12 protein-coding genes and 1 pseudogene are annotated in these 12,259 nt (G+C 63.5%); 3 read left to right on the top strand and 10 right to left on the bottom strand.

What is annotated here, in order from left to right; translation table 11 throughout:
* Positions 1 to 44 precede the first annotated feature (44 nt).
* Positions 45 to 914: an AEC family transporter gene (locus ACSVIK_RS19705; RefSeq protein WP_442445951.1), complete on the bottom strand. Its 870-nt coding sequence runs from the start codon at positions 912 to 914 to the stop codon at positions 45 to 47.
* A 108-nt stretch (positions 915 to 1,022) separates the two neighbouring features.
* Between ACSVIK_RS19705 and ACSVIK_RS19700 the strand changes: the two genes are divergently transcribed.
* Complete coding sequence (locus ACSVIK_RS19700) at positions 1,023 to 1,427, top strand: GFA family protein (RefSeq protein WP_442445910.1); 405 nt, start codon at positions 1,023 to 1,025, stop codon at positions 1,425 to 1,427.
* 79 nt (positions 1,428 to 1,506) lie between these two features.
* On the opposite strand, the gene ACSVIK_RS19695 is transcribed toward ACSVIK_RS19700, so the two are convergent.
* The 8 genes from ACSVIK_RS19695 to ACSVIK_RS19660 form a co-directional block, all read right to left on the bottom strand.
* The gene (locus ACSVIK_RS19695) at positions 1,507 to 3,462 is read right to left on the bottom strand and encodes a DUF7844 domain-containing protein (RefSeq protein ID WP_442445909.1); all 1,956 of its coding nucleotides are present in this window, start codon (positions 3,460 to 3,462) and stop codon (positions 1,507 to 1,509) included.
* Positions 3,459 to 3,779, bottom strand: a complete 321-nt coding sequence (locus tag ACSVIK_RS19690) for a DUF2388 domain-containing protein (RefSeq protein ID WP_442445908.1) — start codon at positions 3,777 to 3,779, stop codon at positions 3,459 to 3,461. The genes ACSVIK_RS19695 and ACSVIK_RS19690 overlap by 4 nt, the downstream gene beginning before the upstream one ends.
* Positions 3,780 to 3,904: 125 nt before the next feature.
* Positions 3,905 to 4,225, bottom strand: a complete 321-nt coding sequence (locus ACSVIK_RS19685; protein ID WP_442445907.1) for a DUF2388 domain-containing protein — start codon at positions 4,223 to 4,225, stop codon at positions 3,905 to 3,907.
* A 140-nt stretch (positions 4,226 to 4,365) separates the two neighbouring features.
* A complete protein-coding gene (locus tag ACSVIK_RS19680) occupies positions 4,366 to 4,581 on the bottom strand; it encodes a DUF1127 domain-containing protein (protein WP_442445906.1) in 216 nt (71 codons plus the stop codon).
* A 356-nt stretch (positions 4,582 to 4,937) separates the two neighbouring features.
* Positions 4,938 to 6,374 (bottom strand): NAD(P)(+) transhydrogenase (Re/Si-specific) subunit beta, encoded by a 1,437-nt coding sequence (locus ACSVIK_RS19675; RefSeq protein ID WP_442445905.1) that lies wholly within the window; start codon positions 6,372 to 6,374, stop codon positions 4,938 to 4,940.
* Between the two features lie 3 nt (positions 6,375 to 6,377).
* Positions 6,378 to 6,689 (bottom strand): NAD(P) transhydrogenase subunit alpha, encoded by a 312-nt coding sequence (locus ACSVIK_RS19670; RefSeq protein ID WP_027591131.1) that lies wholly within the window; start codon positions 6,687 to 6,689, stop codon positions 6,378 to 6,380.
* An 11-nt stretch (positions 6,690 to 6,700) separates the two neighbouring features.
* The gene (locus ACSVIK_RS19665) at positions 6,701 to 7,822 is read right to left on the bottom strand and encodes a Re/Si-specific NAD(P)(+) transhydrogenase subunit alpha (protein ID WP_442445904.1); all 1,122 of its coding nucleotides are present in this window, start codon (positions 7,820 to 7,822) and stop codon (positions 6,701 to 6,703) included.
* A 437-nt stretch (positions 7,823 to 8,259) separates the two neighbouring features.
* Positions 8,260 to 9,180 carry a LysR substrate-binding domain-containing protein gene (locus ACSVIK_RS19660; protein ID WP_442445903.1) on the bottom strand — a complete coding sequence of 307 codons (921 nt, stop codon included), beginning with the start codon at positions 9,178 to 9,180 and terminating at the stop codon, positions 8,260 to 8,262.
* A gap of 168 nt (positions 9,181 to 9,348) precedes the next feature.
* Between ACSVIK_RS19660 and ACSVIK_RS19655 the strand changes: the two genes are divergently transcribed.
* Both ACSVIK_RS19655 and ACSVIK_RS19650 read left to right on the top strand, forming a co-directional pair.
* Positions 9,349 to 10,527 carry an acyl-CoA dehydrogenase gene (locus ACSVIK_RS19655; RefSeq protein WP_442445902.1) on the top strand — a complete coding sequence of 393 codons (1,179 nt, stop codon included), beginning with the start codon at positions 9,349 to 9,351 and terminating at the stop codon, positions 10,525 to 10,527.
* Positions 10,528 to 10,623: 96 nt separating this feature from the next.
* Positions 10,624 to 11,847, top strand: coding sequence for a CaiB/BaiF CoA transferase family protein (locus tag ACSVIK_RS19650; protein ID WP_442445901.1), 1,224 nt, complete (start codon positions 10,624 to 10,626; stop codon positions 11,845 to 11,847).
* 173 nt (positions 11,848 to 12,020) lie between these two features.
* Here the strand turns inward: ACSVIK_RS19650 and ACSVIK_RS19645 are convergent.
* A pseudogene (locus ACSVIK_RS19645) lies at positions 12,021 to 12,259 on the bottom strand (hypothetical protein); the annotation flags it as partial.

Raw genomic sequence — 12,259 nt, 5'->3', positions numbered from 1 at the left:
CTAGGTGCGGCTGCTTTCGGACAGCTTTCAGCCGTGGCCCGGTGTCAGGGTACAAGTGCGGCCATCACCAGCAGCAAAGTGCCTGCCGCCAGCAACGTCTGCAGAGTGATGATCCCGGCCATCAACTGGCTGTCGCCACCGAGCTGGCGGGTCAGCACGTAGGCGGTGGGGGCGGTGGGCAGGGCGAAGAACAGCACCAGCACGGCGCTTTCCATCGCCGGCAGATGCAGTACCCAGGCCACGCCCCAGGCCAGCATTGGCATGGCCAGCAGGCGCAGAGCGCTGTTCCAGCCCAGCGCGGGAATCTCCCCGCCCAGTTGCTCGGGCTTGAGTGCCGCGCCGACGCAGAGCAGGCCCAGTGGCAGGCTGGCGGCGGCGAGCAGGCTTAGCAAACGATCCGTGCCGCCGGGCAGGCCTATGCCCGTCAGGTTGAACAGCGCGCCGCCGACACAGGCGAGAATCAGCGGGTTCTTGACGATCGGCAGCAACAGGCTGCGCGCGCTGACGCCGCGCTCGGCGGTCAGCGACCACACCGACAGCACGTTTACCGTCGGCACCATCAGCGCCAGCATCAGCGCGGCCAGGGTCAGGCCCTGCTGGCCGAACAGGCTGCCCACCGCCGCCAGGCCGAGATAGGTGTTGAAACGCAGGATGCCCTGGGTAAAGGCGCCAAAGCGCCCAGCCGGCCAGCCGCGCAGGCGGCGCACCAACAACAGGGCGAGCCAGGCGATACCCAGGCCTAGCAATACCGCCAGGGCCAGGCGCGGCAGGGCCGGGTTGTTCAGCGGCGCCTTGGCCAGGCTGGAGAACAGCAGGGCGGGGAACAGGATGAAGTAGTTGAGGCGTTCCGCACCGGGCCAGAAGGCCTCGCTGGGAAATTCACGCAGGCGCAGCCAGTAGCCGGCGACTATCATGGCGAACAGCGGCCACAGGGCCAGCAGCAGATCGATCACGGCAATTCTCGGTGGCGAGGGTCGCGCTATCTTGGTCAGCGCGGCGGGGCAATGCAAGGAGGAGGTGGGATGAGCGAGCGTCATGAAGGCGGCTGTCAGTGCGGGGCGCTGCGTTATCGCATCGAGGCCGCGTTGCACGACAGCGCGCATTGTCATTGTTCAATCTGCCGGCGCAGCAGCGGCGGCATTCTCACCACCTGGGTCACGGTGCCGCGCCAGACGTTCCAATGGTTACGTGGCGCGCCAAAGGCTTTTGCCTCGTCGGCCAGTTGTACCCGCTATTTCTGCGGCGACTGCGGCGCACACCTGGCCCTGTTCACCACGCTCAGCCCAGACACCCTGGACGTGACCGTGGCCACCCTCGACGCCCCCGAGCAGGCGCCAGCGAATCGGCATATCTGGGTGAGCAGCCGGCTGCCCTGGCTGACGGTCGACCAGCACCTGCCGGAAGAAGATCAGGAGATCATTCCGTAGGATCTCGACCCGTAGCCCGGATGCAATCCGGGGACTGGGTAGAGTGATTTCCCGGATTTCATCCGGGCTACTCAAGAGGCTAGGGCAGCTCCAGCCCACCACTGGCCTTGTGCAGCGCGCGCAGGTGTTCGCCCAGGGCGAGCAGGTTGGCTTCGTTGGCTTCCAGTTCGGCACGGCGCTCGGGCAGCAGCAGGTTGCGCACTTCGCCGTCCAGCTCGTCACTGAGCTGGCGCAGTTGCTGCTGGCGTTCGCGGCTGCTGGCTTCCAGGCGATCCCATTCCTGTTGCTGTGGCAGCCCGTAGCCACCTTCGAGCAATTCCGCCGGGCGGCTGAGAAAACCGCTGTTGGCCAGTATCTGTTCCAGCGCTGCGCCAGCCTTGTTCAGGCTCGGGTCGCCGGCCGCACGGCCGGTCAGGTAGCGGCGCTTGAGCTCGTCCTGGGCCAGCAGCAGTTGCCGGCGCAGCGCCGCCTGTTCCAGTAGCAGCAGGGCGGCGCTGGCGCGCAGGTCGGCCTGGGCGAACCACCGGCTGCGCTCTTCAGCGGTCTGTTCCAGCCAGCTTTCCACGTCGCTTTGTGGAATTGGCAGGCGTTGGCGCAACACGGCGAACATGGCCTGGTAGCGCTCGCGGAAGGAGTCGAAGCGGTAGCCCAGGCGCAAGGCTTCGCGTGGGTCGTTCAGTACCGAGGTGTCGGCCAGACCACGCGCCGCCAGCAGCTCCAGCAGGCCGTTGGGCATGATGCTGTCGAGGGCTTGCAAGCGCGGATTGCCGGTGCCGCTGCGCAGCAGCTTGAGCGTCTCCACCGCGCAGTTGTTGGAGATGAAGTAGTAGTCGCCGTCATAGCTCCAGTGCTGCTCGGCGGCGCGTGCCACCAGGCGCTCCAGTTCGTCGCGCGACAGGCGCAGCGGCACCGAGGCCAGGCTGCGCAGCTCGATCTTGGTGTACTCGTCGATCACCTGTTCCAGTGGCAGGACGAACAGGCGCGAGGGGTAGGCGCCGGTGAGGCCGTCCCAGCTCGACAGTTGCACGTCGCCGACGAAGGCGCGGTAGGACAGCACCAGATGCTGATCGAGATCCAGCCGGCAATCCGGGCCGCGTGGTCGACCCGGCGCGCAGATCACCAGGCGCAGCATGCTGTGGCCCCAGCGGCTCATCCAGGCGTCGTTGGCTTCGGCCAGCAGGTAGTCCACGGCGTAGACCCGTTCGGGGTCGATGCGTGCCAGTGGCTGACGGGCGAAGTCGCGCCCGGCGTTGAGGTAGGCGTAGCCCTCGGCGCAGGGCTGGCTTGGCGCCGCCCAGTCGAAATGCTCACGGAAGTAGCGGGCCAGGGACGGGCGGCGGCAGGCGTAACTGGGATCGAGCAGAAAGTACTCGAGGTTGACCGCGACGAACTCCAGCGGGTTGCTCAGCTCGTAGCTGTCCGGGCTGCGCGCCACCTGGCCGTTGTCGTCGTCACGCGCGCCGCGTCGGCCGACCCGCTGTGGCCAGCCAGCCAGGTCGAGCAGGCGTGGATCGTCGCTGAGGGTGAAGCGGCGCTCGGTCTGGCCACGACAGGCATCCGGCAGCCCGACCAGCCCAGTGGAGCGGGCGCGTTGCCGGCACTGGACGATCTGCCGGCGCTGGGCAGCGGGCCAGAGGCGAGCGCGGTCGTAGAGATGAGTCAGCTCATGCAGCAAGGTGGCCAGCAGTTCCTGGCGCTGGGTGCCATGGGGGCGGCTGGTGCGGTTCTGCGCCGCCGAGCCATCGACCAGTTTCGGCAACAGTCGGGCGTTGAGTTCGATACCGCTGTAGCGCCCGACCTGGCCGTACACCTGGGTGGGCATGTCGGCGCGCCACCTGACCCGTACGTCTCGATCCAGGCGTTCGACGAAGCGCGGCGGCAGCGCCGCCATGGCCTCTTCCAGCAGGGCCTGGCTGACCTGGCGCTGGTCGGCGTCGAGACCGCGGTTGTCCAGGGTCAGCCGCAATTGCGCCTGGGCGACGCCTGTGGTCAGGGCCAGCAGCGCGCCGCAGCACCAGGCGGCAAGGCGTATCACAGGGCGAGGATGGCTTCGGCCAGTTGCAGGTCGCTGGCGCTTTGCGCCTCGGGCAATTGCTGACGGATAGCTTGCAGTGCGGCTTCCAGTTGCGCGCCACGGATCTCCCCGGCGCTGGCGACGAAGCTGGCGGCGTCGTCGCGGGCCTGCACCACGGCTTTCATGTCACGAATCGAGGTGGTGGTATCGGAGGTGAAGTTGATGCTGCGATCCAGGGCGCGCACCACGATGTTACTGGTGGCGACCACGGTTTGCGCCTGGGCGATACCGCTGAACAGGGCGCAGGTAGTGAGGGTGATGACGAGTGAACGACGCATGATGGATAGCTCCGAGAACTGCAGGACGGACGATTGGACGTGGCCAGGCCAGCGCGGTTCCGCTGCTGGGATGTCGCTGTAGTTTACGGGGCGCCGACGCGGCGGTCAGCAGCCGTCCACGGCAATCAGCGCGCGAGGATGGCGCTGGCCAGTTGCAGGTCGCTGACGCCATGCAGGGCCGCCGATTGGCTGCGCAGGTAGCGCAGTGCACTTTCCAGCCGAGCCCCGCGCACCTGGCCATTGCTGGCGACGAAGCTGGCGGCATCGTCCTGGGCGGCTTGCACCACCTTGCTGTCGCGCAGCGAGGAGGTGGCATCCGAGGTGGCTTCGGCGCTGCCTGCCAAGGCACTGCCGAGGGTATCGGTGGTGGCGACGAAGCTGCTCGCAGAGGCAGCGCCTGCCAGGGTCATCAGGAGGGTGAGGCTGATCAGGTATCTGCTGTGCATGGCAAGGCTCCGAAAATGCCGCCTCGTTATCGTTGAGCGGTCAGGCGAGCTTATGCAGGGCGTGAATAAAACGAAAGCCCTACCGCGCAGAGTCGGTAGAGCTCTCAGAAGATCCCTTAATGGGATGGAGCAAAGGGGGATCAGCGCCAGAACGGCTTCTGCAGTTCGAGGTAACGCTGATCTTCGGTGATGCCGGCGTCGGCCAGCAGGCGGGCATCGAGTCGAGCCAGTTGACGACGGCTGACGATGCGGCGCTGCCACTGGGTGAGGGTGGCGATCACGCGGAGCGGCCAGGGGGACTTGTCACTGGCGGCGCTGTGGGTTTGGAGCAGGGCGGAACTGAGGGTACGTTCCATGGTGGTCATCCTTCCGCTTGTGGCGGGGTGTGTTTGCTGTCGATGGGCAAATTATCCCGAGCGCGGAGGAGACTCAGTAGTCACAGATGAAGAAAATTGTTGTGCTATTAGATAGGTTGCTTTGTAACTGTGATGCTATTAATTGAATTAACTGTACTGGTAATAAGTGAAAAAGCTGGGTGCAACCGTAATTTGCAGTGTTTTTAACTGGGTGCAACCCAAAAAATACAGCCTTTCAAACAGTACAGTTTTGAATTGATTGGCTTTTGTTTCTGACCTGAAAATCAATTTTTTCTGAGAACCCGGGCACAAAAAACCCGGCACGAGGCCGGGTTTCCTGTCGGGCTGGTCAGCGCTTATTCAACGGCCTTGACCATGTCCTCGATGACCTTCTTGGCGTCGCCGAAGACCATCATGGTCTTGTCCATGTAGAACAGTTCGTTGTCCAGGCCGGCGTAGCCGCTGGCCATCGAGCGCTTGTTGACGATCACGGTCTTGGCTTTGTATGCCTCGAGGATCGGCATGCCGGCGATCGGCGACTTCGGATCGTTCTTCGCCGCCGGGTTGACCACGTCGTTGGCGCCGAGCACCAGCACCACGTCGGTCTGGCCGAACTCGGAGTTGATGTCCTCCATCTCGAACACCTGCTCGTAGGGCACCTCGGCCTCGGCCAGCAGGACGTTCATATGGCCCGGCATACGACCGGCCACCGGGTGGATCGCGTACTTCACGGTGACGCCGCGGTGGGTCAGCTTCTCCGCCAGCTCCATCAGCGCGTGCTGGGCGCGGGCCACTGCCAGGCCGTAACCGGGGACGATGACCACGGTGTCGGCGTTGGTCAGCAGGAAGGCCGCATCGTCGCTCGAACCCGACTTGACGCTGCGTTGCTCCTGGCTGCCGGAAGCCGCGCCGGCGTCGGCATCCGCGCCGAAGCCGCCGAGGATGACGTTGAAGAACGAGCGGTTCATCGCCTTGCACATGATGTACGAGAGGATGGCACCCGAAGAACCCACCAGCGAGCCGGCAACGATCAGCATGGAGTTGTTCAGCGAGAAGCCGATACCGGCCGCTGCCCAGCCCGAGTAGCTGTTGAGCATCGATACCACCACCGGCATGTCGGCGCCGCCGATGGGGATGATGATCAGCACGCCGATGACGAAGGCCAAGGCCACCAGGATGGCGAAGGCGCGGATGTCGCCGGTGAAGGTGAAATACAGGCCCAGGGCGACGATGGCGATACCCACCAGCAGGTTCAGCAGGTGCTGACCCTTGAACACCACGGGCGCGCCCTGGAACAGACGGAACTTGTACTTGCCCGACAGCTTGCCGAAGGCGATCACCGAACCGGAGAAGGTGATGGCACCGATGGCGGCGCCGAGGAACAGCTCCAGACGGTTGCCTGCCGGAATGGCATCACCCAGGGCGGCGACGATGCCCAGCGACTGTGGCTCGACCACGGCAGCGATGGCGATGAACACGGCGGCCAGGCCGATCATGCTGTGCATGAAGGCGACCAGCTCCGGCATCTTGGTCATCTCGACACGCTTGGCCATGATCGAGCCAGCGGTGCCACCGACCAGCAGACCGACGATGACGAAGCCGATGCCCTGCACGGCCAGTTCAGCGCCCAGTTTGTGAATCAAACCCACGGTGGTGAGCACGGCGATGGCCATGCCGACCATACCGAACAGGTTGCCGCGCCGCGAGGTGGTCGGGTGCGACAGGCCCTTGAGCGCCTGGATGAAGCACACCGAGGCGACGAGGTAGAGAACGGTGATCAGATTCATGCTCATCGCTTACTTCTCCACCTGGGCCTTGGGGGCCTTCTTCTTGAACATTTCCAGCATGCGCCGGGTGACCAGGAAGCCACCGAACACGTTGACCGCCGCCAGTGCCACGGCCAGGGTGCCCATGGCCTTGCCCAGCGGGGTAACGGTGAGCGCGGCGGCGAGCATGGCGCCGACGATGACAATGGCGGAAATGGCATTGGTCACGGCCATCAGCGGGGTGTGCAGGGCCGGGGTGACGTTCCACACCACGTGGTAGCCGACGTAGATGGCCAGCACGAAGATGATCAGGTTGTAGATGCCGTCGGAAATCAGATCCATGTCTCTACTCCTTAGCCGTTCTTGCGCACGACTTCGCCGGCGTTGCACATCAGGCAGGCCGCGACGATGTCGTCTTCGAGGTTGAGCTGGAACTGGCCTTCCTTGTCGATCACGAGCTTGAGGAAGTCCAGCAGGTTGCGTGCATACAGGGCGGAGGCGTCCGCCGGCACCAGTGCGGCCAGGTTGGTGTGGCCGACGAAGGTGACGCCATGCTTGACCACCACCTGGTCGGCTTCGGTCAGTGGGCAGTTGCCACCCTGAGCGGCGGCCAGGTCGATGACCACGGAGCCCGGCTTCATCTCTTGCACAGTGGCTTCGTGCAGCAGCGTGGGTGCCTTGCGACCCGGAATCAGCGCGGTGGTGATTACGATGTCGGCCTGCTTGGCGCGCTCGTGCACGGCCTTGGCCTGGCGCTCCATCCACGAGGCCGGCATTGGCCGGGCGTAACCGCCCACGCCCTGGGCGCATTCGCGCTCCTCGTCGGTCTCGAAGGGGACGTCGACGAACTTGGCGCCGAGCGACTCGATCTGTTCCTTCACCGCAGGACGCACGTCGGAGGCTTCGATCACCGCACCCAGGCGCTTGGCCGTGGCGATGGCCTGCAGACCGGCGACGCCGGCACCGAGGATCAGCACGCGGGCGGCCTTCACCGTACCGGCTGCGGTCATCAGCATCGGCATGAAGCGCGGATAGTGGTTGGCGGCGAGCATCACGGCCTTGTAGCCGGCGATGTTGGCCTGCGAGCTGAGCACGTCCAGGCTTTGCGCGCGGGAGGTACGCGGCGCGGCCTCCAGGGCGAAGGCGATGATGCCGCGGGCATTCATGCGCGCAATGGTGTCGTTGCAGAAGGGGTTGAGCATGCCCACCAGCACGGCGCCGCTCTTCATCAGCGCCAGTTCGGCGTCGGTCGGCGCGACCACCTTGAGCACCAGGTCGGCGCCGAAGGCGGCGGAGTCGTTGCCAATGGTGGCGCCAGCGGCTTCATAGGCGCTGTCCGGGATGCTGGCGCTGATGCCGGCGCCGGTCTGGACGGTCACCTGGTGGCCCTGGCCAACCAGTTTCTTGACGGTCTCGGGCGTCGCGGCAACCCGCGTCTCCCCAGCATGGGTTTCGAGAGGAACACCAATGTGCACTTCTAATCTCCTGCGTGATCTTTTTTGTGAACCGGTGCACTGCGCTGGCGCGCCGGCGATTGGGGATCAGCACAACACCTGCCGGATGAAGGCGGGCGCGGCGATTGTGCAATCGAATGCAGACCCTTACAAGAAGTTATGGAGTAAAAAAAATGGATTACTACAAGTAATGGGTCTATGAGGGATTTTTATACTGCGGCAAACCCGCGTCATATCTGGGGAAAGCAGGCTATACGGGCTTTGTGCTGCGCGCGCGATATTCATCGAGCGAATGACCGTTGGTCGTATTGGCTGCAGTGTGAAAAGTCGCGAACGGGGCGTTCAAAATTGTGGAACCACCCGAAAGTACTGGCCATGGCGCGGATTGGCTCAAGGATGGCGCTGTAGTGTGACCAATTTATTGCTACCAGTATTGATCATGACTTTTTTGACTTCTTCTAGCCGTCTTCGTGGCGCTGGAGATCGCCCTCGCGGTAGGCGCTAGCTTGCAGCAGCAGCCAGTCGCGAAAGGCCTTGAGTGCCGTCGACTCGGCCTTGCGCTCTGGCACCATCAGGTAGTAGGCGCGGTCGTTGTTCGGCACCGCGCGATCGAGGGCGATCACCAGGCTGCCATCCTGCAGCTCGCGCTGGATCAGGAAGGGGGGGATCAACGCCACGCCCATTTCATGTTGTGCGGCCTGGGCGAGCATGGAGAACAGCTCCAGGCGCGGGCCGGTCATGTCGCGGGAGACATTCATGCCCTGAGCCGCGAACCATTGGCGCCAGGCATAGGGGCGGGTCGTCTGCTGCAGTAGCGGTAGCGTTGCAATGTGCTCGGCGGTGACCGGGCTCGCGCCGAGCAAGGCCGGGCTACACACCGGCAGCAGATGCTCGTGCATGAGAAAGTGCGCCTCGGTGCCTGACCACTCGGCGTCGCCGTAATAGATGGCGGCGTCGAAGTGAGTGTCGGCGAACAGGAAGGGGCGGGTGCGGTTGGTCAGGTGCACGGTCACCTGCGGATGCACTTGCTGGAAGGTGCGCAGGCGCGGCAGCAGCCATTGCGTGCCGAAGGTGGGCACCACTGCCAGTTCGATGCTGCTGGTGCCCTGGTTGCCCATCAGGGCCAGGGTGTCGCGCTCGACGGCATCGAGCTGCGTCGCCACCTTGCGGCTATAGGCAACGCCGGCTTCGGTGAGTACCACGCCGCGTCGCGAGCGGCGGAACAGCTCGACATTGAGGAAGCTCTCCAGCCCGCCGATCTGCCGGCAGATTGCGCTTTGCGTCAGGCTGAGCTCGTCGGCGGCCTTGGTGAAGCTCTGGTGGCGTGCAGCGGCCTCGAAGGCCACCAGGGCGGCAGTGCTGGGGATCTTGCGGCGCATTTATGCCAAGGCCTCACTCATAAGCCATCTATATCGCCTTTCAGGCTATCTCGAAGTGAGTAAAAAGCACAGGTCTGTGCGAATTCTGCGTTTGCCCGCCGCGCCAGGTCGGCCTAGGATCGGAGTCATTCACCGATTGCTCCTTTCACTGCTTCGAGGTTTTTCGCGATGGCCAAGGCAAGCTTCAACTGGATCGACCCGCTGCTGCTGGATCAGCAACTGAGCGAAGAAGAGCGCATGGTGCGCGACAGCGCCGCACAGTTCGCCGCCGACAAGCTGGCACCGCGCGTGCTGGAGGCTTTCCGTCACGAGCGCACCGATCCTGCGATCTTCCGCGAGATGGGCGAAACCGGCCTGCTCGGCGCCACCATCCCCGAAGCCTATGGTGGCAGTGGCCTCAGCTATGTGTGCTATGGCCTGATCGCCCGTGAAGTGGAGCGCATCGACTCTGGCTACCGCTCGATGATGAGTGTGCAGTCCTCGCTGGTCATGGTGCCGATCAACGAGTTCGGCAGCGAGGCGACCAAGCAGAAATACCTGCCCAAGCTGGCCAGTGGTGAGTACATCGGCTGCTTCGGCCTGACCGAGCCGAACCATGGCTCCGATCCGGGCTCCATGGTGACTCGCGCCAAGAAGGTCGAAGGTGGCTACCGCCTGAGCGGCAGCAAGATGTGGATCACCAACAGTCCCATCGCCGATGTGTTCGTGGTCTGGGCCAAGGACGATGCCGGCGAGATTCGCGGTTTCGTGCTGGAGAAAGGCTGGGAAGGCCTGTCCGCTCCGGCGATTCACGGTAAGGTCGGCCTGCGCGCTTCGATCACCGGCGAGATCGTTATGGACAACGTGTTCTGTCCTGAGGAAAACGCCTTCCCCGACGTGCGCGGTCTGCGCGGCCCCTTCACCTGCCTGAACTCCGCCCGTTATGGCATCAGTTGGGGTGCGCTGGGCGCTGCCGAATTCTGCTGGCACACCGCGCGCCAGTATGTGCTCGATCGCAACCAGTTCGGCCGGCCGCTGGCGGCCAATCAGCTGATCCAGAAGAAGCTGGCGGACATGCAGACCGAGATCACTCTGGCTCTGCAAGGCTGCCTGCGCCTGGGGCGGATGAAGGACGAAGGCACTGCCGCGGTGGAAATCACCTCCATCATGAAGCGCAACAGTTGCGGCAAGGCGTTGGATATCGCCCGTATGGCCCGCGACATGCTGGGCGGTAACGGTATCAGCGACGAGTTCGGTATCGCCCGCCATCTGGTCAACCTCGAGGTGGTCAATACCTACGAGGGCACGCATGACGTGCATGCGCTGATTCTCGGTCGTGCGCAGACCGGCATCCAGGCTTTCTTCTAAACCGCAGCGGCAAGCTTCAAGCCTCGAGCTGCAAGTAACGGCAGCTTGTCTTGCGGTTTGAAGCTCACCGCTTGTAGCTCCTCGAAGAGGTTTCCCATGGCTGGCGCCCTTTCCCATATCCGTGTGCTCGATCTTTCTCGCGTCCTCGCCGGCCCCTGGTGCGGGCAGATCCTCGGTGACCTGGGTGCCGAGGTGATCAAGGTGGAGCGGCCGGGTACCGGCGACGATACCCGGCACTGGGGCCCTCCTTATATAAAGGATGCCGAGGGCAACGACTCGCGGGAGGCGGCCTATTTCCAGAGTGCCAACCGCAACAAGCAGTCGCTGACCCTGGATTTCACCCAGCCAGAAGGCCAGCGCCTGGTGCGTGAGCTGGTCGCGCAGTGCGACGTGTTGCTGGAGAACTTCAAGGTCGGTGGTCTGGCGGCCTATGGCCTCGACTACGAGTCCTTGAAGGCGATCAACCCGCGCTTGATCTATTGCTCCATCACTGGCTTCGGCCAGACCGGTCCCTACGCCAAGCGTGCCGGTTACGACTTCATGATCCAGGGCCTCGGTGGCCTGATGAGCCTGACTGGCCGGCCAGAAGGGGAAGAGGGCGCCGGGCCGATCAAGGTGGGCGTGGCGCTGACCGATATCCTGACCGGGCTCTACGCCACCGTTGGGGTGTTGGCTGCACTGAATCAGCGTGAGCAGTCCGGCATTGGCCAGCATATAGATGTAGCGCTGCTGGACGTACAGGTGGCCTGTCTGGCCAACCAGGCCATGAACTACCTGGCAACCGGTGTATCGCCCAAGCGTCTGGGCAATGCCCACCCGAACATAGTGCCGTATCAGGACTTTCCCAGTGCCGATGGCAACTTCATCCTGGCGGTGGGCAATGACGGGCAGTTCCGTAAGTTCTGCGAAGTGGCGGGTATTGCGCACCTTGCCGATGATCCGCGCTTTGTCAGTAACAAGGAGCGGGTGGCGCATCGTGCCGAGCTGATCCCACTGCTGCGCCAGGCCACGGTATTCAAGACCACGGCGCAATGGATCGAGCTGCTGGAAAAGGCTGGCGTGCCCTGTGGGCCGATCAACGACCTGCAACAGGTATTCGCCGATCCGCAGGTGCAGGCGCGAGGTCTGCGCCTCGATCTGCCCAATGCCATGGGCAGCACGACGCCGCAGGTCGCTAGTCCGTTGCGCCTATCCGCTACGCCGGTGGTCTACCGCGCAGCGCCCCCTTTGCTGGGGCAGCACACCGAGGCTCTGTTGCAGCGGCTGCTGGGCATGAGCGAGGCGCAGGTCGCCGAGCTGCGTGGGGCGGGCGTGATCTGAGGCTGCCGTTGCGTCCTTATATAAAGAAGAGGAGAGGGCGCCTGGTTCTATTTGCGCAATTTTTTGCATATCAGGGCTTTACAGCCCGCTAAGCTCATGTAGAATGCGCGCCTCGCTGAGACGAACTCAGGTTCGGCGAAGCGCTAAGTTGTTGAGATAGAAAGAAAATTTCTTCAAAAACAACTTGACGGAGTAACGAGGTGCTGTAGAATGCGCGCCTCACCGAAGCTGAAGAGATGAAGCTGAGGATTATCCAAGCTGTTGAATTGAAAGAGTTTTCTCCAGAAAATAACTTCGAAAAACAGCTTGACAGAAACAAAGGCTGCTGTAGAATTCGCGGCCTCGGTTGAGACGAAAGACTTAACCAACTGTTCTTTAACAACTGAATCAAGCAATTCGTGTGGGTGCTTGT

Source organism: Pseudomonas sp. NCHU5216, from assembly GCF_052156495.1.
In the GTDB taxonomy this organism is placed as follows: domain Bacteria; phylum Pseudomonadota; class Gammaproteobacteria; order Pseudomonadales; family Pseudomonadaceae; genus Aquipseudomonas.
The sequence above is the reverse complement of the archived record's forward strand: the minus strand, read 5'-3'. Positions and strand labels throughout refer to the sequence as shown.